This is a genomic window from Halorussus marinus (genome assembly GCF_004521895.1).
GTDB classification, from domain to species: Archaea; Halobacteriota; Halobacteria; order Halobacteriales; family Haladaptataceae; genus Halorussus; species Halorussus marinus.
The window spans coordinates 82,753-104,866 of record NZ_SBIR01000005.1 but is presented as its reverse complement, the minus strand read 5'-3'; the positions used below and the strand labels follow the sequence as shown (position 1 = coordinate 104,866).

At 70.3% G+C, this 22,114-nt stretch carries 27 protein-coding genes; 13 read left to right on the top strand and 14 right to left on the bottom strand.

Translation table 11 applies throughout. The features are described from left to right. Positions 1-4: 4 nt before the first annotated feature. From folP to EPL04_RS07850, 3 genes are all read right to left on the bottom strand, one after another. On the bottom strand, positions 5-2,449 hold the full coding sequence (gene folP, locus EPL04_RS07860) for a dihydropteroate synthase (protein WP_134670781.1): 2,445 nt from the start codon (positions 2,447-2,449) through the stop codon (positions 5-7). Positions 2,450-2,783: 334 nt separating this feature from the next. After that, positions 2,784-3,293: an SHOCT domain-containing protein gene (locus EPL04_RS07855; RefSeq protein WP_167599439.1), complete on the bottom strand. Its 510-nt coding sequence runs from the start codon at positions 3,291-3,293 to the stop codon at positions 2,784-2,786. A gap of 162 nt (positions 3,294-3,455) precedes the next feature. Then, entirely contained in the window at positions 3,456-5,099 is a 1,644-nt protein-coding gene (locus tag EPL04_RS07850) for a formyltransferase family protein (protein WP_134670779.1), read from the bottom strand. 168 nt (positions 5,100-5,267) lie between these two features. Here EPL04_RS07850 and purB point away from each other — a divergent pair, with 168 nt between their 5' ends. After that, the gene (gene purB, locus EPL04_RS07845) at positions 5,268-6,656 is read left to right on the top strand and encodes an adenylosuccinate lyase (protein ID WP_134670778.1); all 1,389 of its coding nucleotides are present in this window, start codon (positions 5,268-5,270) and stop codon (positions 6,654-6,656) included. Between the two features lies 1 nt (position 6,657). Here purB and EPL04_RS18710 read toward each other — a convergent pair whose 3' ends face one another. Genes EPL04_RS18710 through dapA form a run of 7 tightly spaced genes read right to left on the bottom strand, consistent with a single transcriptional unit; the run spans position 6,658 to position 12,550 of the window. Beyond that, positions 6,658-6,831, bottom strand: coding sequence for a hypothetical protein (locus tag EPL04_RS18710; RefSeq protein ID WP_167599438.1), 174 nt, complete (start codon positions 6,829-6,831; stop codon positions 6,658-6,660). A gap of 42 nt (positions 6,832-6,873) precedes the next feature. Further along, positions 6,874-7,959 (bottom strand): M20/M25/M40 family metallo-hydrolase, encoded by a 1,086-nt coding sequence (locus EPL04_RS07840; protein ID WP_134670777.1) that lies wholly within the window; start codon positions 7,957-7,959, stop codon positions 6,874-6,876. Next, positions 7,956-8,801 carry a diaminopimelate epimerase gene (dapF, locus tag EPL04_RS07835; protein WP_134670776.1) on the bottom strand — a complete coding sequence of 282 codons (846 nt, stop codon included), beginning with the start codon at positions 8,799-8,801 and terminating at the stop codon, positions 7,956-7,958. The genes EPL04_RS07840 and dapF overlap by 4 nt, the downstream gene beginning before the upstream one ends. Continuing rightward, positions 8,798-10,030 carry a diaminopimelate decarboxylase gene (lysA, locus tag EPL04_RS07830; protein ID WP_134670775.1) on the bottom strand — a complete coding sequence of 411 codons (1,233 nt, stop codon included), beginning with the start codon at positions 10,028-10,030 and terminating at the stop codon, positions 8,798-8,800. Before lysA ends, dapF begins: the two co-directional genes overlap by 4 nt. A 2-nt stretch (positions 10,031-10,032) precedes the next feature. Next, positions 10,033-10,866: a 2,3,4,5-tetrahydropyridine-2,6-dicarboxylate N-succinyltransferase gene (locus EPL04_RS07825; RefSeq protein ID WP_134670774.1), complete on the bottom strand. Its 834-nt coding sequence runs from the start codon at positions 10,864-10,866 to the stop codon at positions 10,033-10,035. Continuing rightward, positions 10,863-11,645, bottom strand: a complete 783-nt coding sequence (gene dapB, locus EPL04_RS07820) for a 4-hydroxy-tetrahydrodipicolinate reductase (RefSeq protein WP_134670773.1) — start codon at positions 11,643-11,645, stop codon at positions 10,863-10,865. Before dapB ends, EPL04_RS07825 begins: the two co-directional genes overlap by 4 nt. Beyond that, a complete protein-coding gene (gene dapA / locus EPL04_RS07815; RefSeq protein WP_134670772.1) occupies positions 11,642-12,550 on the bottom strand; it encodes a 4-hydroxy-tetrahydrodipicolinate synthase in 909 nt (302 codons plus the stop codon). The genes dapB and dapA overlap by 4 nt, the downstream gene beginning before the upstream one ends. A 251-nt stretch (positions 12,551-12,801) precedes the next feature. Here dapA and EPL04_RS07810 point away from each other — a divergent pair, with 251 nt between their 5' ends. Both EPL04_RS07810 and EPL04_RS07800 read left to right on the top strand, forming a co-directional pair. After that, a complete protein-coding gene (locus EPL04_RS07810) occupies positions 12,802-13,470 on the top strand; it encodes a metallophosphoesterase family protein (protein WP_368276174.1) in 669 nt (222 codons plus the stop codon). 240 nt (positions 13,471-13,710) lie between these two features. Then, positions 13,711-14,208 carry a LabA-like NYN domain-containing protein gene (locus EPL04_RS07800; protein WP_134670770.1) on the top strand — a complete coding sequence of 166 codons (498 nt, stop codon included), beginning with the start codon at positions 13,711-13,713 and terminating at the stop codon, positions 14,206-14,208. On the opposite strand, the gene EPL04_RS18705 is transcribed toward EPL04_RS07800, so the two are convergent. After that, positions 14,205-14,375 carry a hypothetical protein gene (locus EPL04_RS18705; protein ID WP_167599437.1) on the bottom strand — a complete coding sequence of 57 codons (171 nt, stop codon included), beginning with the start codon at positions 14,373-14,375 and terminating at the stop codon, positions 14,205-14,207. The two genes, EPL04_RS07800 and EPL04_RS18705, sit on opposite strands and share 4 nt — an antisense overlap. A gap of 171 nt (positions 14,376-14,546) precedes the next feature. Here EPL04_RS18705 and EPL04_RS07795 point away from each other — a divergent pair, with 171 nt between their 5' ends. The 4 genes from EPL04_RS07795 to EPL04_RS07780 all read left to right on the top strand — a co-directional run bounded on the left by EPL04_RS07795 (position 14,547) and on the right by EPL04_RS07780 (position 17,100). Next, complete coding sequence (locus EPL04_RS07795) at positions 14,547-15,026, top strand: PUA domain-containing protein (protein WP_134670769.1); 480 nt, start codon at positions 14,547-14,549, stop codon at positions 15,024-15,026. Between the two features lie 72 nt (positions 15,027-15,098). Then, positions 15,099-15,491, top strand: a complete 393-nt coding sequence (locus EPL04_RS07790) for a nascent polypeptide-associated complex protein (RefSeq protein WP_134670768.1) — start codon at positions 15,099-15,101, stop codon at positions 15,489-15,491. Further along, a complete protein-coding gene (locus tag EPL04_RS07785; protein ID WP_134670767.1) occupies positions 15,488-16,207 on the top strand; it encodes a tRNA (adenine-N1)-methyltransferase in 720 nt (239 codons plus the stop codon). The genes EPL04_RS07790 and EPL04_RS07785 overlap by 4 nt, the downstream gene beginning before the upstream one ends. Before the next feature lie 86 nt (positions 16,208-16,293). Further along, positions 16,294-17,100 carry a formyltransferase family protein gene (locus tag EPL04_RS07780; protein ID WP_134670766.1) on the top strand — a complete coding sequence of 269 codons (807 nt, stop codon included), beginning with the start codon at positions 16,294-16,296 and terminating at the stop codon, positions 17,098-17,100. 190 nt (positions 17,101-17,290) lie between these two features. On the opposite strand, the gene EPL04_RS07775 is transcribed toward EPL04_RS07780, so the two are convergent. Then, the gene (locus EPL04_RS07775) at positions 17,291-17,602 is read right to left on the bottom strand and encodes a transcription factor S (RefSeq protein ID WP_134670765.1); all 312 of its coding nucleotides are present in this window, start codon (positions 17,600-17,602) and stop codon (positions 17,291-17,293) included. 204 nt (positions 17,603-17,806) lie between these two features. Between EPL04_RS07775 and EPL04_RS07770 the strand changes: the two genes are divergently transcribed. The 5 genes from EPL04_RS07770 to EPL04_RS07750 are packed head-to-tail and all read left to right on the top strand — an operon-like array spanning position 17,807 to position 20,008. Continuing rightward, a complete protein-coding gene (locus tag EPL04_RS07770) occupies positions 17,807-18,088 on the top strand; it encodes a 50S ribosomal protein L44e (RefSeq protein WP_134670764.1) in 282 nt (93 codons plus the stop codon). Positions 18,089-18,090: 2 nt separating this feature from the next. Beyond that, positions 18,091-18,264 (top strand): 30S ribosomal protein S27e, encoded by a 174-nt coding sequence (locus EPL04_RS07765; protein WP_134670763.1) that lies wholly within the window; start codon positions 18,091-18,093, stop codon positions 18,262-18,264. After that, the gene (locus tag EPL04_RS07760; protein WP_134670762.1) at positions 18,261-19,061 is read left to right on the top strand and encodes a translation initiation factor IF-2 subunit alpha; all 801 of its coding nucleotides are present in this window, start codon (positions 18,261-18,263) and stop codon (positions 19,059-19,061) included. Before EPL04_RS07765 ends, EPL04_RS07760 begins: the two co-directional genes overlap by 4 nt. Then, a complete protein-coding gene (locus EPL04_RS07755; RefSeq protein ID WP_134670761.1) occupies positions 19,062-19,244 on the top strand; it encodes an RNA-protein complex protein Nop10 in 183 nt (60 codons plus the stop codon). It begins immediately after the preceding gene. 5 nt (positions 19,245-19,249) lie between these two features. Further along, positions 19,250-20,008: a proteasome assembly chaperone family protein gene (locus tag EPL04_RS07750; protein ID WP_134670760.1), complete on the top strand. Its 759-nt coding sequence runs from the start codon at positions 19,250-19,252 to the stop codon at positions 20,006-20,008. 12 nt (positions 20,009-20,020) lie between these two features. Here the strand turns inward: EPL04_RS07750 and EPL04_RS07745 are convergent, their stop codons facing one another. Beyond that, entirely contained in the window at positions 20,021-20,560 is a 540-nt protein-coding gene (locus EPL04_RS07745; RefSeq protein ID WP_134670759.1) for a DUF7344 domain-containing protein, read from the bottom strand. 145 nt (positions 20,561-20,705) lie between these two features. On the opposite strand from EPL04_RS07745, the gene EPL04_RS07740 reads away from it, so the two are divergent. Next, a complete protein-coding gene (locus tag EPL04_RS07740) occupies positions 20,706-21,272 on the top strand; it encodes a J domain-containing protein (RefSeq protein ID WP_134670959.1) in 567 nt (188 codons plus the stop codon). Here EPL04_RS07740 and EPL04_RS07735 read toward each other — a convergent pair. Then, positions 21,265-22,047 (bottom strand): DUF7839 domain-containing protein, encoded by a 783-nt coding sequence (locus EPL04_RS07735; protein ID WP_134670758.1) that lies wholly within the window; start codon positions 22,045-22,047, stop codon positions 21,265-21,267. The two genes, EPL04_RS07740 and EPL04_RS07735, sit on opposite strands and share 8 nt — an antisense overlap. Positions 22,048-22,114: the final 67 nt, after the last annotated feature.

The window sequence follows — 22,114 nt, the reverse complement described above, 5'->3', positions numbered from 1 at the left end:
CCGTTTACTCCTCGAACCGTTCGGGGTCGTCGGCCGCCGCGACCGCCCGCACCGCCGCGACGTTCTCCTCGACGTCGTGGACCCGGACGATGTCGGCGCCGCGCTCGGCCGCGATCGCGGTCCCGGCCACCGTCGCCGCGGTCTTGTCCTCGCCCGCGTCGACGAGGTCGAACATCGACTTGTGCGAGTGGCCGATCAGCACCGGACACTCCAGGGCGTGAAACTCGTCGGTCCGCCCGAGGAGTTCGAAGCTCTCGGCGGCGGCCTTCCCGAAGCCCAGTCCGGGGTCGACGACGATCTGCTCGCGGTCGAGCCCCGCCTTCTCGGCGAGCAGGACGCGCTCTTCGAGTTCGTCGATCACGTCTTCGACCACGTCGTCGTAGTCGACGTCACGGCCGGGAACCACCGGCGCGTCGATGCTGTGCATCACGATCAGCGCCGCGTCGTGGTCCGCCGCCACGAACCGCATCTCGGGGTCTTCGAGCCCGGAGACGTCGTTCAGGATGTCGGCGCCGGCCTCGAGGGCGGCCTCGGCGACCGCCGCCTTCCGGGTGTCGATCGAGATCGCGGCGTCGAGGTCGGCGATGCGCTCGATCACGGGCACCACGCGGTCGATCTCGGTCTCGACCGGGACCTCGTCGGCGCCCGGTCGAGTCGACTCTCCGCCCACGTCGACGATGTCGACGCCCGCCGCGACCATCTCCTCGGCGCGGGCGACCGCGTCCTCGACCCGGTCGTACTCGCCGCCGTCGTGGAAGCTGTCGGGCGTGACGTTCAGGACGCCCATCACGGCGGTGCCGTCCGCCCACGGGTAGTCCGGATCGTCGGACTCGGTCTGGATGTCGAGCGCCGCCCGGAGGTCGTCGGCGAACACCGACAGGCCGTACGGCTGGCCGTCGAGCTTCCCGGCGAGTCGCTTGAACTGCGCGAGCGTCCCCATCAACACGACGTCGACGTTCTGGTCGCTCTGTTCGTTGAGCCCCGAGATGGCACACTCCCCGCCGAGGCTCAGCATCTCCTCTTTGAGGTAGCGGGCCTGTCGCTCCTGCACCCGGGTCTTGAGCACGCGGTGGACCGCTTTCCCGCGCATCCGCCAGACGCCGGGGTCGGTGACGTGGGCGTCTTCGAGGGTCTCGCGGGCGTCGTCGATGTCCCGGACGTGCTTGGGGATCTCGGCGCGGGTCCACCGCGAGCGGGCCTCCGCGACCGCGAACAGCGAGCCGGCGACCAGCACCATGTCGTCGTCGCCGGCCGCCGACAGCGCGTTCTCCAGCGCGCCCTCGACCGCGCTCCGGGTCAGGACCTCGCCGGCGCCCGCCGCCTCGAACACCCGACCGACGACCGCCTCCTCTTCGGCCCGGTCGAGGTTGGGCCGGCACGCGACCGCCCGGTCGGGCGTCGGGAGCGCCTCGGCCATCGCCCGGAGGTCCTTGTCGTGCATCGCGCCGAACACGAGGTGCAGATCGTCGTACTCGCCGTCGAACTCCGCGACGGTGTCGGCCAGCGCCTCGCAGGCCCCGGGGTTGTGCGCGCCGTCGAGCACCACGATCGGGTCCCGACCCATCACCTCGAACCGGCCGGGCCAGTCGGCCTTCCGGAGCCCGCGGGCCAGCTCGGTCTCGGTCACGTCTCCGACCTGTCTGGCGAGCGCGGCGGCGACGCCCGCGTTCCGGGCCTGATACTCGCCCAACAGCGGGATCGGGGTCTCGACCGACCAGTCCGGGCCGGCGAGCGCGACCTCCGCCTCGGTGTGGTTGGTCCGGCCCTCGTAGCTTGCCCGCACGTCGGCCTCGGCGTCGGGCCCGACCCGGACCACGTCGCCGGCCTGCATCCGGACCGCGTCGAAGGCCTCGCCGTCGGTGGCGGTCACCAGCGGCGCGTCGGCGGGCGCGACGTGGGCCTTGTCGTGGGCGATCTCCTCGATAGTCTCGCCGATGATGCCCGTGTGTTCGAGGGTGACGCTCGTGACCGCGCTCGCGACGGGGTCGACGACGCTGGTGGCGTCGTATTTCCCGCCGATCCCGACCTCCAGCACCGCGACGTCGACGTCCTCGCGTCCGAAGTGCCACAGCGCCAGCCCGGTCAGCACCTCGAAGAACGTCGGCGCGTCGCCGTCGGCCGCCCGGTCCTCGACGTACTCTCTGATCGACTCGACGTACGTCTCGACCGCCGCCTTCCGGACCTTTCGGCCGTTCACCCGGACGCGCTCGCGCACGTCGTCGAAGTGCGGGGAGGTGTACAGCCCCACGTCGAGGCCCGCCTCCCGGAGGACGCGCTCGGTCATCCGGGCGGTCGAGCCCTTCCCGTTCGACCCCGCGACCTGCACGTAGTCGACGCCCTCGTGGGGGTCCCCGAGGTGCGAGAGGAGGTCGGCCGTCGACTCCGTCCCCGGCTTGGGACGGAAGCGACGCACGTCGAACAGGAAGTTCGCCGCCTCGTGGTAGTTCATACCTGCGTGGACTCACGCCGTTCGCTTAGGCGTGTCGGAACTCGACCTACGACCGTTTCCAGCGGGCGGCCCGCGAGCGCGCCGCCCGTGCAAAACGTCGATGAAAACCACCGGGAGAGCGAAGCTCTCCCGAGCCTGCGTTCGCTCCGCTCACGCAGACGCGGCGCTCGCTCCGACGTTCGCTTCGCTCACTCCGGTCGTCGCTTGGTCCGCTCGCTCCTCGTGGTCCGAGACAGCGACGCTCTCTTCTCATCGCGAAAGGCGATGGCGTTCGACGACTTCGCTCGTCGCTCGCGGGACGACGACTCGATGCGAACCCGGAACGGCGCTCGGGCTACCGCTCGAACTCCCGTTCGAGTTCGCGGAGCTCGCGGTCGATTCGATCCTCGCTCATCGTCTCGTCTTCCAGCAGTTCCCGGAGCCGGCGCTCGTATTCGAGTTCGGTGATCTCGCCGTCGACGTACTCGCGTTTGAGCGCCTCGATCCGGTCCTCGGTGGTGGGCTCGAACCGGTCGGCGAGCCCGTACTCGCGGGCGTCCCCGGAGACGCGCTCGACCCCGCGGGCCACCCGGGCGAGTCGCTCGTCACGGGGGAGCGACGCCCGTCGGACGGCCGCGACCGAAGTCCCGATCAACAACAGGAACGAGAGCACGCCGACGAACCCGGCCGCGAGGAGGTACGGCGCGGCGGCGTCGAGCGCGACGAACACCAGCGGCGCGGTGCCGGTCGCTCCCGCGAGCGCCGAGGCGACCGCCAGCAGGCCGAACGCCGCGAGGCCGGCGATCGCGAACAGCGAGAGGGCAAAGGCCCCGAGGAGGAGCGAGACCCGTCGATCCATAGCCATCACCGTCGTTTGGGGCGGCGCGTACTTGAGTCCGTTCGTGCGATCGCCGCCCGCCGCCCGGAAGCCGTCGAGACTCCGTCGGCCGCGAGTCGATCGATCCCGTTCGCGAGGCGTCGAGCGCCCCGACCGGGACCGTCGCGTGACCGGTCACAGCGGGGCGGTTCAGTCGTGTCTGAAACACCGCGTCCCGGTGAACACCATCGCCATGTCGCGTTCGTTCGCGGCCTCGATCACGTCGTCGTCGTTGACCGACCCGCCCGGCTGGATCACGGCCTCGATGCCCGCCTCGGCGGCGGCCTCGATGGCGTCCGGGAACGGGAAGAAGGCGTCGCTCGCCATCACCGCGCCCTCGGCGGACTTGCCCTCGGCGTCGCTGTCGGCCTTCATCTTCGCGATCTCGACGGCGTCGACGCGGCTGACCTGTCCCGCGCCCACGCCGACCGTCTCGGTGCCGTCGGCGAACACGATCGCGTTGGACTTGACGTGCTTGATGGTCTGCCACGCGAACAGCAGGCTCTCGTACTGGTCGTCGGTCGGCTCGCGGTCGGTGACGACGTCGAGGTCGTCCCGGGTCGGCGCCTGCAGGTCGCGCTCCTGGACGAGTCGACCCCCGACGAGGTCCTTCTCGGTGGTCGGCTCGGTGACGTCGCCCAGTTCGCCGTCGGTCCCGCCCGCGCCGCTCGCGGAGACGTCGAGCACTCGGAGGTTGTCCTTCTCGAAGAGGACCGCTCGGGCGTCGTCGTCGTACCCGGGCGCGACCACGACCTCCTTGAACGAGTCGACGACCAGCTCGGCGGTGGCCCGATCGCAGGTGCGGTTCAGCGCGACGATGCCGCCGAACGCGCTCTTGGGGTCGGTCGCGAGCGCGCAGTCGTAGGCGTCGGCGAGCGTCTCGGCGGTGGCACACCCCGCGGGGTTGGTGTGTTTGATGACCGCGGCGGCCGGCCGGTCGAACTCCTTGACGAGGTTCAGGGCGGCGTCGGCGTCGTTGTAGTTGTTGTACCCCATGCCCTTGGCGCCCTCGTTGCGCTGGGGGGCGTCGACGACGCTGGCCTCCTCGCAGGTCGCGTCGGCGTACAGCGCGGCGTCCTGATGGGGATTCTCGCCGTATCGCAACTCGGCCGCGCGGTCGGCGGTTTCGACTCGCCGGGCGGGGAACTGCCCGCCGGCGTCGCCCTCGACTCGGACCTCGCCCGCCGCCTCGTCGACGGTCGCGCGACCCTCGGCGAACCACTTCACGGCGCGCGGGTAGGCCTTGAACTCGCCCTCGGAGAGGACCCGGTCTTTGAGCGACTCGCGGTCGTCGCCGTCGTAGATCGGAACCGGCTCCTGGGTCACGATCGGACCGGCGTCGACCTCGGACTCGACGACGTTCCCCTCGTCGTCGGTCGCGTCGGTGACGACGTGGACGGTACACCCCGTCACGGAGACCCCGGCGTCGAGCGCGTCGCCCCACGCGTCGGTCCCGGGGAACGACGGGAGCAGCGAGGGGTGGACGTTCAGCGTCGTCGGCGCCGCATCGAGGAAGGTGTCCGAGAGGATGCGCATGTAGCCGTCGAGACAGATCAGGTCCGCGCCGTGGCCGTCGAGCGCGTCGAGGACGCGGCGCTCGTGGTCCCGGCGCGACTCGTCGTCGCGGGGTTCCACGACCTCGGTCGGGATGTCGCGCTCGTCGGCGTCGGCCAGCACGGGCGCGTCCGCGTCGGTGGTCACCACGACGCCGATCTCGGCCCCGCCGGGCGCGAGGTCGTCGAGTCGGAGGAGGTTGCGACCGCGATTCCCGGCCAGTCCCGCGATTCGTGTCATACCCGAACGAGCGCCCGCCGCGGCAAAAGAATTTGCGGTTGCGAACCGACTAATATACATTAACGTGTATATCAATGGCCCATTTGTCGCCTTCCATCCCGACTACTGTGCACGAGCGTGCGTTCTGCGACCGATACGCTTTTTGCCCGCGCACGGCCACTCACTGTCATGAACTCCCTGTACGCCGTTTCGCCGCTCGACGGCCGGTACGCCGGTCGAACCGAACCCCTCCGCGAGTACGCCAGCGAGGCCGCGCTGATGCGGGCCCGCGTCCGGGTCGAGGTCGAGTACCTCCTCGCGCTGGCGGACCTCGACGCGACCCCGCTCGAACTCGACGCCGCGGACCGATCGGACCTCCGGGCCCTCTACGAGGGGTTCGACGAGGCCGACGCCGGGCTGATCAAGCGGATCGAGACCGAGGGGTACGGCGACTACGCCGCGACCAACCACGACGTGAAGGCCGTCGAGTACTTCGTGCGCGAGCACCTCCCCGAGGGGTCCGAGGCCGCCTCGTGGATCCACTTCGGGCTCACGAGCGAGGACGTGAACAACCTCGCTCACCGCCTGCTCGTCCGGGGCGCGGCCGACGACGTGCTCGTGCCACAACTCCACGCGGTCCGGGACGCGCTCGCGGACTTCGCCCGCGAGCACCGCGACGTGCCGATGCTCGCCCGGACCCACGGCCAGCCCGCCACGCCGACGACGTTCGGCAAGGAGATGGCGGTGTTCGCCTCGCGGCTCGGGCGAGCGATCGGCCGCGTGAAGGCCGCCACCGAGGAGCTAGAGGGCAAGCTCGCGGGCGCGTCGGGCACCTACGCCGCCCACGTCGCCGCCTACCCCGACGTCGACTGGCCCGGCTTCGCCCGGGAGTTCGTCGCCGGACTGGGCTTCGAGCAGGCGCCGCTGACCACGCAGGTCAACCCCTGCGACGATCTGGCGACGCTGTTCGACGCCCTTCGGGGCGCGAACAACGTCCTGCTCGACCTCGATCGGGACGCGTGGCGCTACGTCAGCGACCGTTACCTCGGCCAGGAGGCCGCCGCGGGCGAGACCGGCTCGTCGACGATGCCCCACAAGGTCAACCCGATCGACTTCGAGAACAGCGAGGGCAACCTCTCGAAGGCCAACTCGGATCTGGTCTTTCTGGGCGACTACGTGACCGAGTCGCGCCTCCAGCGGGACCTCTCGGACTCGACGGTCAAGCGGAACGTCGGCGCGGCGTTCGCCTACTGCCTGCTGGGGTATCTCAAGCTCCGGGACGGCCTCTCGAAGGTGGTCCCCAACGAGCAGGTGATGGCCGAGGAGCTCGGAGCCACCCCCGAGGTCATCGGCGAGGCCGTCCAGACCATCCTCCGGCGCGAGGGCCACGACGACGCCTACGAGCGCGTCAAAGCGCTGACCCGCGGCCGGCGCGTGACGCTGGAGGACTTCCGCGAGCTGTTCGAGGAGTTAGCCGTCGACGAGGACACCCGCGAGCAACTGCTCGCGCTGACGCCCGCCGGTTACACGGGCGTCGCGAGCGACATGGTCGACGCGCTCGACGCCGCCGACCGGTAGCTCACCCGAGCCAGCGGTCGAGCGCGAACAGCGACCCGATGAGCACGGAGACCCCGAGCAGGTACGGGCCGACCGTCGCCAGCGTCCCGGTGGTCGCGGCGCCGGCGACCGCCACCCCGACGAGTAGCGCCGCGGCGCCGAACCCCTTCGAGAGCGTCGTCGAGTCGGCCGCCATGTCCGGATGGGAGTGTCGACGGCTAATAAGTCCCGCCGGTCCTCAGCCGACCAGCGACGAGAGCGCCGTCTCGACCGCCTCGGCCGCTCGCTCGACCTCGCTCGCGCGGACGTACTCGCGGGGCGCGTGGGCGACCGCGCCCTCGTCGTCGGCCAGCGCGCCCGGTCCGAACACCACGGTCGGCGCCCGGTCGGCGAAGTAGGCGGCCTCGGTCGCCGCGCCGAACGGCCGGACCGCCCCGCCGCTGGCCGCGGCGAGCGCGCGTACGATCTCGGCGTCGGCGGGCGTCTCGAACGCCTCCAGAAACGGCATCTTCCACTCCGGAAGCGACACGTCGACGCCCGCGCCGTCGGGCGCGCGCTCGCGGAGGTGTGCCTCCAGCGCCGCCCGGAACCCCTCGGGGGTCTCGGGCGGGACGCTCCGGCGGTCGACCACGACCGAACACGTCGCCGGGACCTGATTCGCGGCCGAGCCCCCCTCGACGGTCGTCGGCGTCAGCGTGGGCGCCCCGAGCAGTTCGGTGGGATCGGGCGTCCCCTCGCGGTCGCCGAAGTCGTCGAACGACGAGAGCAGGTCGCCGGCCACCCGCACGGCGTTGACCCCCGATTCGGGCTCGGCGGCGTGGGCGCTCGCGCCCGCGACCTCGACGGTCGCCTGAAATCGGCCCTTCGCGGCGGTGCAGACGTCGAGTTCGGTCGGTTCGCCGACCACGAACGCGTCCGGGTCGGGATCGAACGAGAGCGCGCGGGCGCCCGCGGTCTCGGTCTCCTCGTCTGGCGTGACCGCGAGGGTCACCCGACCGCGCTCGGGGTCGGTCCGGAGGAAGGCCGCGAGCAGGGCGGCAAGCGGGCCCTTCGCGTCGCAGGCGCCCCGGCCCCGGATCACGTCGCCCGAGTCCCGGGCGTACTCGACGTGGGGCGGGACGGTGTCGATGTGGGTATTGAGGACGACGTGCGGGCCGGACTCGCCCGACTCGCGGACCGCGAGGGTGTTGCCCGCCTGGTCGACCCGGGGGACGACCCCGCCGGCTTCGAGGGTCTCGACCAGCAGGTCGCGCATCTCGGTCACGTCGTCGTGTGAGGGCGTCCGGACGGCGTCTTCGAGGAACGCGACGGGGTCGAAGCTCACGCCTCGCCCACCCGGCGCGGCTCCGGGGTCGTGGTGACCTCGCCGTCGAACTCCCGCTCGGTCGGGCCGGTGAGGGTCGCCCGGCCGTCCCGGAAGGTCACGTCGAGGCGGCCGCCCGGCGGGTGGACCGCGACCGAGGGGTCGGTCGTCCGGCCGAGGCGTCGGGCCGCCACCGCGATGGCGACCGCGCCCGTCCCGCACGAGCGGGTCTCGCCCTCGACGCCGCGCTCGAAGGTCCGTTGGTCGAACCCGCCGTCGGGCCGGGGCGCGGCGAGGTTGACGTTCGCGCCCTCCGGGAAGACGTCGGCGTGTCGGACCGCGGGCGCGACCGCGTCGAGGTCGACCGCGTCCACGTCGTCGACGAACGCCACGGCGTGGGGGACCCCGGTGTTGACCGCGGTGAGTTCGAGGCCTTCGATCTTCTCGGCGACGAGCGGGTCGTCCCGGGCGGCCGGGACCGCCGCGGGGTCGAAGGTGGGCTCGCCCATCTCGATGGTGACCGCGCCGTCGCTGATCTCGGCCCGGCGAGTGCCGGCCTGCGTGTCGAGCATGATCCGGTCGGCACCGGTCCGCTCGGCCGCCCACTTGGCGGCACACCGCGCCCCGTTGCCACACATCGCGGCGGTCGAGCCGTCGGGCTGGACCAGCGTCATCACCGCCCGGGGCGGCGAGAACTGGGGTTCCAGCGCCAGAAAGAGGACGCCGTCGGCCCCGACGCCCTCCGTCGACGCGGGGTCACAGACCGCCCGCGCGAACGCCGCCCTGTCGGGGACGTACTCGTCTGCGTCTACAATTACGAAATCGTTGCCGGTGCCGTGGTACTTCTGGTACGCGATGCTCATCTGTTGGTCTCCATCCTCGTCACGTCCGCCATCGTTTCGCGTCGCCGCGCCACCCGGGCCGAGTCGCCGTCGAGGACGACCGAGGCGGGGCGGGGACGGGAGTTGTACTGGCTCGCCATCTCGTAGCCGTAGGCGCCGGCGTTACCGATCGCGAGCAGGTCGCCGCGCTCGGGGGCCGCGAGGTCGTGGTCGCCGAAGGTATCGGCGCTCTCACAGACCGGGCCGGCGACCGTGACCGCCCGGTCGGGGCGGTCGGCGCCCGCGGCCGAGAGGTTCCGTATCGCGTGGTGAGCGTCGTAGATCGCGGGCCGGGCGAGGGTCGTCATCCCCGCGCCGACGCCGACGACCGTCGCGGTCGGCGCCTCCTTGACCGTGTTGACCGCGGTGAGCAACACCCCGGCGTCGGCGACGAGATACCGGCCGGGCTCGACCGTGAGGGTCGCCTCGACCGCACCGAGCGCCTCGCGGGTCGCCGCCGCGACCGAGTCGAGGTCGAGCGGTTGCTCGTCGGGGCGGTAGGGCACGCCGAAGCCCCCGCCGACGTCCACGAACTCCAGTCCGCCGACCTCGCGGGCGAGGTCGCCCATCCGGGCCACCAGTTCGCGGTGGGCCGAGAGGTCCTCGCCCGAGATGCCGCTCCCGGCGTGGGCGTGGAGCCCCACGACGTCGAAATCCGCGCGCGCCGACGCGACGAGTTCGGGGACGTCGTCGTAGGGCACGCCGAACTTAGCGTCGGCGCCGGTCGCCACCTTCTCGTGGTGGCCCGCCCCGACGCCCGGGTTCACCCGAACGCAGAGCCGGCCGTCGTAGCCGCGCTCGGCGAGCCGTTCGACGGTGTCGGGCGCGCCCGCCGTGATCGTGACGCCCGGATTCTCGGCGGCGAGGTCGACCGCCCGGTCGAGGTCCGCGTCCGGGGGGTTCACCGCGGTGTACTGGACGCGCTCGCCCGGCACGCCGGCGTCGAGCGCGCGCCGGAGTTCGCCGGGCGAGGCGCACTCGACGCCCGCGCCCTCCTCGGCGAGCGCCCGGAGCGCCGGCCGGACGGTGTTGGCCTTCGCGGCGTAGTGGACCTCGGCGTCGGGGAACGCGGCCGCCATCCGGCGATAGTTCCGCCGGACGCGGTCCAGATCGAGCACGTAGAGCGGGGTCCCGTGCTCGTCGGCCAGTTCCGCGAGCCGGTCGGCCGACCAGTCGGCGAGCCGTCGTACCGGTGGATCGTCACGTTCCATGGTCACTCCCTGAGCGCCTCCTCGCGCTCGACGCCGTCGAGCGTGGTTTCCTGTACGTCCGTTGCGACGACCGCCGGCTTGAAAGCTCCGCCGTCGAACAGGTCGTGGTCCCCGACCGACGACTCCACGAACCGGGTGAACGCCCGGCGCTCGGGCGGGAGTCGGCCGTACAGCACCTCCTCCTCGACGAGGTCGTACACCGGGATTCGGGGGGTCAGTAAGGTGTTCTCCCCGACGACCGAGTCCTCGCCGACGACGAACCCGGAGGTGACCCGACAGCCCGCGCCGAGCGAGACGCCGTCCTCGATCACGACCGGCGCGCTCTCGACCGGTTCGAGCACGCCGCCGATCAGCGTGTTCGCGCCGAGTTTCACGTCCGCGCCGATCTGGGCGCAGGACCCGACCGTGTCACAGGAGTCGATCAGCGTACCGTCGCCGACGGACGCCCCGATGTTGACGAAACTCGGGCTCATCATGATGCAGTCGGCGCCCAGATAGGCGCCCCGCCGGATCACGGTGCCGTCGGGGGTGTTGCGGGTCCCCCGGTCGGCGAGATCGTCGGTCGCCCGGAGGGGCAACACGTCGTGGTGGGTCACGCCGCCGTACTCGCGGCCCTCGGTCTCTCGGAGCCCGAAGTTCAGCAGGATGCCACGCTTGACCCACTCGTTTGCCTCCCAGTCGCCGCCGCACTTCTCTGCGGCCCGGACCTCGCCGGTTTCGAGCGCGGTCAGAAACGCGTTGAGGGTCTCGCGCTCGCTCCGGCCCGCGCTCGCGGCCGAGAGCTCGCCCGCGTCGTAGCGCTCCCAGAGGTCGCCGATCTCGGCATCGAGGCTCATCGGTCCCCCTCCACGACCTCGGCGAAGTCGTACCGGCCGGGCTCGCGGCCCGCGACCCACGCCGCGGCGTCGAGCGCGCCCTCGGCGAACACGCCCCGGTCTCCAGCGCGGTGGGTCAGCCGGAGTTCCTCGCCGTCGCCCGCGAGCAGGACCTCGTGCTCGCCGTCGACCGACCCCGCACGCCGGGCGTGGACCCCGATCTCGCCGTCCTCGCGGGGGGCCTCGCCCTCCCGGCCGTGGACGCGCTCGGCGGGGGCGGCCGACTCGCGGGCGTCGTCGATGGCGTCCACGATCGCGTTCGCGGTCCCGCTCGGGGCGTCGCGCTTGGCGTTGTGGTGGGTCTCGGTCACTTCGGCGTCGTAGCCCGGCAGGCCGGCGACCGCCGCCTCGACCGCCGACAGTAGCACCTGCACGCCCCGCCCGAAGTTCGACGCTCGCAAGACCGGGGCACGCTCGGCCGCGACTCGGAGCGCTCGCTCGCCCTCGGCGTCGAAGCCGGTGGTTCCGACCACGCTCGCGACGCCGGCGTCGGCGGCCGAATCGACGTACTCCAGACTGCTCGCGGGGACCGTGAAATCGACGAGCGCGTCGGGCGAGCGATCGGCGAGCAACTCGCGGAGATCGTCGGCGGGGTCGAGCGCGGTCCCGGCGATCGGGCCGTCGCCGGGATCGCGGGAGACGGCGAACGCGACTGACACGTCCTCGCGGGCGCTCGCGGCGTCCAGCACCGCCCGGCCCATCCGACCGGTCGCGCCCGTGACTGCGACATCGACACTCATGGGTGTACCTCACTCGGTTCGCCCTCTAATTCCCCGAGGATACCCGCAAGTTCTGCCCGATTACGATCCGAGAGGCGGGTCAGCGGCGACCGCACCGCGGCCGGGCCGTACCCCCGAATCTCCATCGCCTCCTTCACCGGGATGGGGTTGGTCTCGGCGAACAGCGCGCGGAACAGCGGCGCGAGCGCCTCGTGGTGGTGGCGCGCCCGCTCGAACTCGTCGTCGCGGGCGGCCGCGACCATCGCCGAGACCCGTTCGGGCTCGACGTTGGCGGCGACGCTGATGGTCCCGGTCGCACCGAGCGACAGCGTCGGGAGCGTGAGGAAGTCGTCGCCAGACAGGACCGAGAACGCCCGATCCCGGGTGCGCTCGATCACCTCGCCGATCCGCCCGAGGTCGCCGCTCGCGGCCTTGTAGCCCGCGACGTTCTCGTGGTCGGCCAGCGACTCGACGGTCTCGATCGGGACGGGTCGGCCGGTCCGGGACGGGACGTTGTAGACGATCTGGGGGACGTCGACCTCGTCGGCGATCGTTCGGTAGTGGCGCTCGATCCCCGCCGGCTCGGGCTTGTTGTAGTACGGCGAGATGAGCAACAGCGCGTCGGCGCCGGCGTCGACCGACCGCCGGGCGAGCTCGAGCGCCTCGCGGGTGGCGTTGCTCCCCGCACCCGCGACGACGGGCACGTCGACGGTGTCGGCGACGGTCGCCACCACCTCGACGTGCTCGTCGTGGGTGAGGGTCGCGCTCTCGCCGGTCGAGCCGACCGGGACGAGGCCGTCGACGCCGGCGGATTCGAGGCGTCGAGCGTCGGCTCGGAGCTGTTCGAAGTCGATGCTGTCGTCGGGGCCGAAGGGCGTCGTCATCGCGGGGTACACCCCGCTGAACGGATCTGTGGGTCGTGTCATCGTGGTGAGTCGGGCCGGTGTGCGCGCGGTGCGAGAACGAGAGTGGCCCGGGACGGGTCGCCACGCCGCCGCGGACCTGCTAGTACCGGCGTTTTGTGCCTGTCAGCCCGACGAACTCGACCGCCCCACCGGCGGCTGGCGAGCCGAACGTGCCAGCCGCGGCGGCGACGGATTCCATATCCGGCACGGCGGTCGCGCCGAACTTAACTCTTTTGACCCGCGAACCGACGGCTCCGGAGAGTCGGGGTTTTATCAACTCTCCGGACCAACGAAACGTGATGCTCGTTCTCGGAGACGCTCACGCCGACGACCCCGACAATCGGCGCGGGCTCTTTGCGGCCTACCGGGCGGCCGACGCGGACGTCGCCCTCCAACTCGGCGACCTGCTCTACTACGACCTGCCGATTCCGACCTACTTCATCGCCGGCAACAACGAGGACTTCGACGTCATCGACGCGCTCCGGAACGGCCGGGTCGACAGCGAACGGGTCACCAACGCCACCCTGCTCGCGGGCTCGACCGCGGACGTCGAGGGAGTGACGGTCGGCGGGCTCTCGGGCAACTACGCCCCGACCCAGTACGAACGCCCGCGGCCGAACCTCCTCGGCGAGCGCCGGCGCCACTTCGTGAGCGACGACGTCGAACAGGCAAAACAGCTCGGCGACGTGGACGTGCTCTTGCTCCACGAGGCGCCCCACGGCCTGCCGGTCACCGAAGACTACGAGGTCGGCTGTAACCACATCGACGAACTGGTCGACGAACTCGACCCCGACCTCTGTCTCGTCGGCCACCACCACGAGCACGCCGAGGGGACCCGCGGAGACACCCGCCTCGTCAGCCTCGCGCCCGCGTGGGAGAGCTACTACACCCTCGATCCCGACACGCTCGAACTGACCCGCCACGAGACCCCCTCGGCGTGACCGGCCGCGACGGGCGACTCGCGGGGACACTCGCTTCGTCAGCCTCGCGCCGGCGTGGGAGAGCTACTACACCCTCGATCCCGACACGCTCGAACTGACTCGGTACGATACTGCGAGCGAAGCGACCGAGAGAGTGAGGCAGGCTTTTGATCGAGCCGTTGCAAGGGCGGCGCTCTCGTGGGCCGCCCCACCCCGGTCGAGGGCTTACCCTTTTTATTACGGGGCGTTCCAACTGTGTCTATGACCGAGATCCATCCGAATCAACGGGTCGCCGTCCTCGCGGACGCACAGAACCTCTATCACACGGCCCAGAGCGTCTACAGTCGGAACATCGACTACTCCGCGCTGCTCGAAAAGTCCGTGCAGGGCCGCGAGCTCACCCGGGCGATCGCCTACGTGATTCAGGCCGACAGTCCGGACGAAGAGCGGTTCTTCGAGGCGCTCGAGGACATCGGGTTCGAGACCAAGATCAAGGAACTCAAGACGTTCGGCGACGGGTCGAAGAAGGCCGACTGGGACGTGGGGATGAGCCTCGACGCGGTGACGCTGGCCAACCACGTCGATTCGGTGATCCTCTGTACGGGCGACGGCGACTTCTCGCGGCTCTGCTCGCACCTCCGCCACGAGGGCGTCCGGACCGAAGTGACCAGCTTCGCCGAGTCGACGTCCGAAGAACTGCTTTCGGCCGCCGACGCATTCATCGACATGTCCGAGCGGCCCGAGACGTTCCTGCTCTAAACCGGGCGGCCGTCCTCGTCAGCGGTGCCCGAGAGGAGCGCGCCGCCCGCCATCAGGAGGACGGCGACCGACGAGAGCAGGTACGTCGTGGTGGTCTGTGTGGTCGAGATCGCGAAGACGATCGCGCCGGCCGCGAGGACGAGCGCCAGGCCGAGGTTCGCTTTCATTGTAGCCGCGAGTAATCGCTCCACGATTATAAATCTCGCCGTAACCGCCGGGAGAGAGCGTGATTAATCATTATATTGGTCTGGCATGTCCCGGTGTGTGATAGCAAACGACACACAATCGGATCGGCCGAGAGCCAAGGCTTTTCGCGGCCCGCCCCGAACTCGCGGCCAATGAGTTCGACCGAGGATCTCCCCTCGCTCCGGACGACCGCGGACTACCAGTTCGGGGCGGGCGCAGGCGCCGCGCTGTTTCCCGCCGAGGCCGACCTCGAAGTGCGACGCTCCTCGTCGGGGCGGCCCCAGCAGGTCGTCGCGACCGACGGCCGGATCGTCACCTACGGCACCGACGGCCGATTCACGCTGGGTCTCGCCGGCGGCCGACGGCTCCTCGACGCCCTTGAGGCGCCCGCGGGTCGGGTCGTCGTCGGCGACGAGAGCGAACCGTTCGTCCGCGAGGGCAAGAACGTCTTCGCGAAGTTCGTCTCGGCGGTCGATCCCGACGTCCGGCCCGGCGACGAGGTCGCGATCGTCCACGAGGCCGACGGCGACCTCCTCGGCGTGGGCCGGGCGGAGCTGTCGGCCGACGCGATGGCCGACTTCGACACCGGGATGGCCGTGATGGTCCGCGAGGGCGCGGTCGACGCCGAGTGAACCCGGCATTCCGGTCGCCCGACGCCGGCGCGGTCCAACACGCTTATCCTCCCGGCTTCCGACGGTTCGAGTATGTTCGGAGGAGGCGGCGGTGGGCTCGACCCCCGCAAGATGCAGCAGATGATGAAGCAGATGGGCATCGACGTGGACGAACTGGACGCCGAGGAGGTAATCATCCGCAAGTCCGACGGCGAGGAGCTGGTGTTCGAGAACCCGGACATCACCGTGATGGACGCCCGCGGACAGGAGACCTACCAGGTCGTCGGCGAGCCCGAGTCCCGCGAGGCGAGCGCCGGCGCAGTCGAGTCCGGCGACGCCGAGGAGACGGACGCCGCGTCGGGCGACATTCCTGACTCGGACGTCGAGCTCGTCGCCCAACGGACGGGCGCGAGCCAGGACGACGCCCGCGAGGCGCTCGAGGCGACCGACGGCGACCTCGCGGCCGCGGTCGAGCGCCTAGAGTGACCGTCCTGCTCGTCCACGGCGACCGGGAGTACCTCCGGGACCCGGGCGAGGAGCTCCAGACCGACCTCGGGGTCCTCGACGTGCCCGAAGACGTCGAGTCGGGCGACACGCTCGAGACCCATCTCGGCGAACCCTTCGAGGTGCGCGAGCTCCGCGGCCCGGACCTGTTCAACCACTTCGAGCGCACCGGCGCGCCGATGATGCCCCGCGACGTGGGGCTTGTCGTCGGCCACACGGGCGTCGCACACGGGGACCGCGTGCTCGACGCCGGCACCGGGACCGGCGTGCTGTCGGCGTTCCTCGCCCGGGCGGGCGCCGACGTGACGACGTTCGAGCGCGACCCGGAGTTCGCCGAGGTCGCGCGCGAGAACATGGTGCTTGCGGACGTCGCCGACTCGGTCGACGTGCGTGCGGGCGACGTTCTCGACCGGCTCGACGACCTCGGGAGGTTCGACGTGCTCACCCTCGACACCGCCGACGCCGACGAGGTCGTGGCCCGGGCGCCCGACCTGCTCGTCCGTGGCGGCTTCGTCGCGGTGTACTCGCCGTTCGTCGAGCAGACCCGCGAGGTCGTCGAGGCCGCCCGCGAGGCGGGGCTCGGCGAGATCCGGACCTTCGAGACGATCCAGCGCGAGATGGACTTCGACGACCGGGGCTCGCGACCCTCGACCGCCGGCGTCGGCCACACCGGCTACCTGACGTTCGCGCGCCGATAGCCCACGGGCGTAGGCCGGGCGAACGCGCGGTAGGCCGCCTATAACAAAGTCCGTCGCGGCCCTCGTTTTCGACACCTATCGCTTTCATGACGGGCACACAGCTACGGGTCGGCCTGTTGGTTCGAGGCTTCGACGTTCCGGCGTGGCAGGCGCGCGCGATCGAGGCGATGCTCGCCCGGACGGACGCGACAGTCACGCACCTGATCGTCCAGCGCGACTCGACCGGCGCCGGCGAGCGCGGACTCGCCGACGCGCTCCGGCGGGTCCGCGAGAACCCGACGTGGGCGCCGGTCAGCATCGCGCTCAGGCTCGGGAGGCTCCCCGAGCACTTCCGGCCGCGCTCGCTCTCCTCGATCGCGGGGCTGGGCGATCCCGAGGTCGTCGAGTGCGACCCGGAGCCGGCGTCGGACTTCGGCAACGTGTTGCCGCCGGCCGGCGTCGACGCGCTCGATGCCACCGACGTGGCGGTCCGGTTCGCGTTCGGCATCCTCAAAGGCGACGCGCTCGACGCGCCCGACCGGGGCGTGTTGAGCTTCCACCACGGCGATCTCAGGGAATATCGCGGCCAACCCTGCGGGTTCTGGGAGTTCCTCAACGGCGAGGACGCGGCGGGCGTCACGCTCCAGCGGCTCACCGAGACCCTCGACGGGGGCGAGATGGTGGCCTACGAGCCGGTCGACATCCGCGACGCCCGGACGTGGCCGGAGGTCCGACGCCGACTGTTCGACGTCTCCGACGACGTGCTGGTCTCGGGCATCGAGCGCGTCGCGGCGGGCGCCGACCCCCACTCGCCCGAGGAGGTCGGCGATCTCTACACCATCCCCGAGGGCGAGGACGTGCTCAAGTACGTCCTGAAAGAGGGGCGAGGACGGGTCGCGAACGCGGTCGAGTGAGGCGTCGCTCGGCCCGCGAATTAAAGGTCGCGCGCTCGGCTGATCTTCGACCGTCGCACTCCGAAATCACCGCGAGCGACCGGAGGGAGCGAGCGGACCGAGGAACCCCCGAAGGGGGTGACGACGTGTTTTTGATCGAGCGTTTGCAAGCGAGCGCCGCTCGGGGCCCGAGCGCAGCAAAAGGTCGTCGCTAATTATCGTCCTCGCGCCACTTGTGCTCGCACTCGGTGCAGATGAAAAAGCGCGTCTCGCTCTCGTCGGCCGCCCGGATCTGTTGCATGTACCACCGGGCGCGATCGTGGCCACACTCCGGGCAGTGGGCCTCGGTGGTCGGCAGTGCGCTGTTCTCGCCGCCGGACTCGATGACCTCGCTGATCTCTTGGTCTTCGGTCACGACGTAGTTGGCCTCGGGGTCTTTCGGCGTCTTGTTGCCACAGCTCCCACAGACCCACAGTTCGTCCTCGGCTTTCATCATCGAACCGCACTCGTCACAGAACTCCATTCTTGGTCCGGCGTAGCGGGCGCGGTAAGTTAAGCGACCTGCTTTACCCCTCGCGCTCCGACTGGTAGGGCGCGCCGACCGTTTTCGGGGGTACGGTGTCGTCGCGTTCGTCGCGAACCCGGCGTTGAGTCCGGGGTCCGAGACGGTCGCGAACCAAACGGGTTTTAAGCCCCGCGACGTAAACTCGCGGTAAGGTAGATATCTATGCAGATGCCACGACGCTTCAATACGTACTGCCCCCACTGCAAAGCCCACGAAGAACACGAGGTCCAGAAGGTCCGGACGGGTCGCTCGACCGGCATGAAGTGGGACCAGCGCAAGCAACGCGAGGGGAGTAAGGGTATCGGCAACCGCGGTCGGTTCTCGAAGGTGCCCGGTGGCGACAAGCCCACCAAGAAGACCGACCTCAAGTATCTGTGCAGCGAGTGTGGCAAGGCCCACCTCCGCGAGGGATGGCGCGCCGGCCGACTGGAGCTTCAGGAGTAACAATGGCAGGCAACTTCTACACCGTCGAATGTCCCGACTGCGACAACGAACAGACCGTCTTCGACAAGGCCGCGACCGAGGTCGCCTGCGCGGTCTGTGGCGCGACGCTCGCCCGACCCACCGGCGGGAAGGCCGACATCGAAGGCGAAGTGACTGAGACCGTTCAGGCCCGATGAAATACAGCGGCTGGCCCGAACCCGGCGAACTCGTCGTCGGCAAGATCGACGAGATCGAGGACTTCGGCGTGTTCGTCGACCTCGACGAGTACGAGGACAAGCGCGGGCTCATCCACGTCAGCGAGGTCGCGAGCGGGTGGATCAAGAACATCCGCGACCACGTCAACGAGGGCCAGACGGTCGTCTGCAAGGTGCTGGAAGTCGACGAGAGCGCCCAGCAGATCGACCTCTCGCTGAAAGACGTCAACGACCACCAGCGCTCCGAGAAGATCCAGGAGTGGAAAAACGAGCAGAAGGCCGACAACTGGATGACGCTGGCGTTCGGCGAGGACGTCTCCGACGAAAAGTACGCGTCGGTCGCCAACGAACTCATCGCGGCGTTCGGGAGCCTCTACGACGGGTTCGAGCAGGCCGCGATCCACGGCCACGAGGAACTCGACGACGTCGACATCACCGACGAGGAGCGCGACCGGATCGTCGAGACCGCCCGCGAGAACGTCTCGGTGCCGTACGTCACGGTCACGGGGTACGTCGACCTCGAGAGCCCGGACGGCGACGGCGTCGACGACGTGAAAGAGGCGCTTCAGGCCGCCGAGGGGAACGGCGACATCCCCGGCGAGATCGACCTCGAAGTGACGTACGTCGGCGCGCCCGAGTACCGGATCCGGGTGCGGGCGCCCAACTACAAGACCGCCGAGTCCCAACTCGAAGAGAGCGCGGCCCGCGCGGAGTCGGCGATCGAGTCGCTGGGCGGTACCGCGTCGTTCCACCGCGAGCGACAGACCGACGACGAGTAGATGAAATCCGACATCCGCGTCTGTTCGGCGTGGCGCGAGGAACACGACCGACCGCGGTACACCCTTTCTCCGAGCTGTCCCGACTGCGGAGCCGACGCCGTCAACACCGCGCCCGCGCCGTTCAACCCCGAGGACCCCTACGGCGAGTACCGACGGGCACTTAAGGAGCGCGCCCGCGAGTAAGCCACATGGACGAGATCGACATCGAGGTCGTCGCGGACCCACAGCTCCGGGACCCCGTCTTCGTCGAGGGGCTCCCGGGCGTGGGCCACGTCGGAAAGCTCGCGGCCGAACACCTCCTCGAAGAGAAAGAAAGCGAGGTCGTCCGCCGGGTGTACTCCGAGCACTTCCCGCCGCAGGTCGGGATGAACGAGGACGGCACGACCGACCTCGTCTGCGCGACGGTCCACGCGGTCGAACTCGCGGATCGGGACCTGCTGGTGCTGACCGGCGACCAGCAGGCCGGGGACAACGCGGGCCACTACCGGGTCACCGACGCCTTTCTCGACGTGGCCGAGTCGTTCGACGCCGAGGCCGTCTACGCGCTCGGGGGCGTCCCGACCGGCGAGCTCGTCGAGGAGTACGCGGTTCTGGGCGCCGCCACCGACGCCGAGTTCGTCGAGGAGCTCCGCGAGGTCGGCGTCGAGTTCCGCGAGGACGAGCCCGCCGGCGGTATCGTCGGGACCAGCGGCCTGTTGCTCGGGCTCGGCGAACGCCGCGGGCTCCGGGCGGCCTGCCTGATGGGCGAGACGAGCGGCTACCTCGTCGACCCCAAGAGCGCACAGGCGGTCCTCGAAGTGCTCGAAGACGTGCTCGGCTTCGAGATCGCGTTCGACGCCCTGGAGGAGCGAGCCGACGAGATGGAGGACGTGGCGAACAAGATCCAGGAGATGGAGAGCCAGCAGAACGCGATGGCGACCGACGAGAACCTCCGGTACATCGGCTGATTTTCGCCGCCCCTACGAGTCGAAGACCCGTCGCTTTCGCTCGGTGTAGGCGTGGTAACTCGCAGACAGTCCTACCAGCACGAGGAAGTACCACGCCCAGAAGGTCGTGGTGAACGACGAGACGAACGCCAGGTCGAACTGGACCGCCGACAGCGTCGCGAGCCCGAGCGCGCTCACCCCGAGGTAGTAGGTCGCCCACGAGATGTCGCCCTCGGGGACGACCTCCATGTACACCTCCACCTCCTCGACCCGGTCGCGGAGCTCGAGCAGTTGCTCGCGTTGATCGTAGTCGACAATATCGAGTTCGTCTAGCTTCGGGAGGTGTGTCTGGTGAAGTGACACGTAGACGCTCTTGCGGACGTCTCTGGGGGGCGGCGACTCCCCGGTCTCGACCGCGGCGATGTGCTCGGCCAGCGCGTCGACCGACAGCGTCTCGTCGACGTCTCTGAGGTGCTGAATCGCGTGTCGTCGCCGGTCGTTACGGAGGACGTTGTGGATCTCGCTCGGGTCGAGGGTCCGCTCGTTGTCCGCGTCTGCATCTCGTAGTGTCATTGTTCGGTACGACAGTGCCGACCTGACATGTGCCGTTGAGTGCATCCAGTGCTACGACCATTAATGTTGCCATTATTTCTATACGTACCGGGTAGAAACTATTTGCGAGAGATTCTTTACGATACAGGACGTAGCGACGGCCGTGTTGCCCGAATGGCTGGTCGTCGGACTCTGGCTGTCCGGCGCTATCGGGGCGCTCATCGCCGGCATCTTCGTGGCCGGAGCGCGACTGTATCCGACCGAACCGACCCGCCCGACCGCGACCGGCGAGGGGCGGCGTCGGACCGAGATCCGCCAGTACCTCTCGACCATCGGCGAGGCGTTCGCCGAGGACCACTTCGTCGAGGGCCAACACGTCGCGTTCTACCTCCCGGAGCGCGACGTGGCGATCACCTTCGACGCCCGGGCGTACTTCCGGATAGAGCACTCGCCGACCCGCGCCGTCCTCGTCGAACACGAGATGCCCGGGATGCACCTCGGCGACCGACTCCCGTTCGAGACCCCGGAGGTGGCGGGCGAAGACGACGACCGACTCGACCCGCGTGAGGCGGCGTTCGCGGTGCTCGGCGTCTCGCCGGGCGCGAGCGCTCCCGAGGTGAAACGGGCCTACCGCGAGAAGGTAAAGGAGGTCCACCCGGACCACGGCGGCGACCGCGAGCGGTTCCAGCGGGTCCGGGAGGCGTACACGACCGCCCGGAAGCGAGTCAGCTGAGATCCGACACCTCGTAGGTGACGTTGCCGTCCCGGAGCGCGTCGGTGACCCGACCGACGACGTCGGCGGTGACGACCACCACCGCGTCGAGCCCGCGGTCGGCGGCCGCGGCCGCGACCTCCCCGGCGGCGAACGTCGTGGCGGGCTCACGGTCGGCGCGTCCGAGCGCCACGACGGCCTCGACGCCCGTGGCCGCCACCAGATCGGCCGACTCGCAGGCGGCCGCCAGCGCGTCGGCGTCGGTCGCCCCGGCTCCGCCCGACCGGACGGGCGGGACCTGATAGACGGTCACGGTGCCGGGCTCGAAGTCGATGATTCCTTCGAAGCCGGTGACCCCCACGTCCGCGCCGGCCTCGGCGTCGGTGGTCGCGGCGCCGGTCGCCGGCCCCGTCTCGCCCGGACTCGCGTGGAGCAGTCCCTCCGAAAGCGAGAGAGTCACCGTCTGGCCCTCCTCGATGTCGTCGGTCGCGATCGCGGCCTCCTCCCTGACGCTCCCGAGGATGTCTTCGGTGACCCGGTCGGCGTACCGGCGCACGTCGGTCGCCTCCTGGAGGAGCCAGTCGACGCCCTCCTTGGTGACGCTGTAGCGCGACCGACCCTCCTTCTCGACGAGTCCGTCCTCGACCAGCGCGCGGATGTACTCGCTGACCGCCTGACTCGTCACGCCGACCGCCTCGGCGATCTCGCCCTGACTCACCGCGGGCTGGCGCTCCGCGATCTCCGCGAGGATGCGAAACCGGGTGGCGGCGCGTTTGTTCTCCAGAACGTCGGACATGTCCGAAACTGGCGGGCGGGACGGTAAAAATCCCCGCGGTCGGTCAGCGGACGGTGGCGCCCGCGCC

What these genes read in the sequence shown, in the direction of transcription:
- folP (WP_134670781.1), bottom strand. Translation starts at nt 2,449, where the DNA reads ATGAACTACCACGAGGCGGCGAACTTCCTGTTCGACGTGCGTCGCTTC.
- EPL04_RS07855 (WP_167599439.1), bottom strand. Translation starts at nt 3,293, where the DNA reads ATGGCTATGGATCGACGGGTCTCGCTCCTCCTCGGGGCCTTTGCCCTC.
- EPL04_RS07850 (WP_134670779.1), bottom strand. Translation starts at nt 5,099, where the DNA reads ATGACACGAATCGCGGGACTGGCCGGGAATCGCGGTCGCAACCTCCTC.
- purB (WP_134670778.1), top strand. Translation starts at nt 5,268, where the DNA reads ATGAACTCCCTGTACGCCGTTTCGCCGCTCGACGGCCGGTACGCCGGT.
- EPL04_RS18710 (WP_167599438.1), bottom strand. Translation starts at nt 6,831, where the DNA reads ATGGCGGCCGACTCGACGACGCTCTCGAAGGGGTTCGGCGCCGCGGCG.
- dapF (WP_134670776.1), bottom strand. Translation starts at nt 8,801, where the DNA reads ATGAGCATCGCGTACCAGAAGTACCACGGCACCGGCAACGATTTCGTA.
- lysA (WP_134670775.1), bottom strand. Translation starts at nt 10,030, where the DNA reads ATGGAACGTGACGATCCACCGGTACGACGGCTCGCCGACTGGTCGGCC.
- EPL04_RS07825 (WP_134670774.1), bottom strand. Translation starts at nt 10,866, where the DNA reads ATGAGCCTCGATGCCGAGATCGGCGACCTCTGGGAGCGCTACGACGCG.
- dapB (WP_134670773.1), bottom strand. Translation starts at nt 11,645, where the DNA reads ATGAGTGTCGATGTCGCAGTCACGGGCGCGACCGGTCGGATGGGCCGG.
- dapA (WP_134670772.1), bottom strand. Translation starts at nt 12,550, where the DNA reads ATGACACGACCCACAGATCCGTTCAGCGGGGTGTACCCCGCGATGACG.
- EPL04_RS07800 (WP_134670770.1), top strand. Translation starts at nt 13,711, where the DNA reads ATGACCGAGATCCATCCGAATCAACGGGTCGCCGTCCTCGCGGACGCA.
- EPL04_RS18705 (WP_167599437.1), bottom strand. Translation starts at nt 14,375, where the DNA reads ATGAAAGCGAACCTCGGCCTGGCGCTCGTCCTCGCGGCCGGCGCGATC.
- EPL04_RS07795 (WP_134670769.1), top strand. Translation starts at nt 14,547, where the DNA reads ATGAGTTCGACCGAGGATCTCCCCTCGCTCCGGACGACCGCGGACTAC.
- EPL04_RS07790 (WP_134670768.1), top strand. Translation starts at nt 15,099, where the DNA reads ATGTTCGGAGGAGGCGGCGGTGGGCTCGACCCCCGCAAGATGCAGCAG.
- EPL04_RS07780 (WP_134670766.1), top strand. Translation starts at nt 16,294, where the DNA reads ATGACGGGCACACAGCTACGGGTCGGCCTGTTGGTTCGAGGCTTCGAC.
- EPL04_RS07775 (WP_134670765.1), bottom strand. Translation starts at nt 17,602, where the DNA reads ATGGAGTTCTGTGACGAGTGCGGTTCGATGATGAAAGCCGAGGACGAA.
- EPL04_RS07770 (WP_134670764.1), top strand. Translation starts at nt 17,807, where the DNA reads ATGCAGATGCCACGACGCTTCAATACGTACTGCCCCCACTGCAAAGCC.
- EPL04_RS07765 (WP_134670763.1), top strand. Translation starts at nt 18,091, where the DNA reads ATGGCAGGCAACTTCTACACCGTCGAATGTCCCGACTGCGACAACGAA.
- EPL04_RS07760 (WP_134670762.1), top strand. Translation starts at nt 18,261, where the DNA reads ATGAAATACAGCGGCTGGCCCGAACCCGGCGAACTCGTCGTCGGCAAG.
- EPL04_RS07755 (WP_134670761.1), top strand. Translation starts at nt 19,062, where the DNA reads ATGAAATCCGACATCCGCGTCTGTTCGGCGTGGCGCGAGGAACACGAC.
- EPL04_RS07750 (WP_134670760.1), top strand. Translation starts at nt 19,250, where the DNA reads ATGGACGAGATCGACATCGAGGTCGTCGCGGACCCACAGCTCCGGGAC.
- EPL04_RS07745 (WP_134670759.1), bottom strand. Translation starts at nt 20,560, where the DNA reads ATGACACTACGAGATGCAGACGCGGACAACGAGCGGACCCTCGACCCG.
- EPL04_RS07735 (WP_134670758.1), bottom strand. Translation starts at nt 22,047, where the DNA reads ATGTCCGACGTTCTGGAGAACAAACGCGCCGCCACCCGGTTTCGCATC.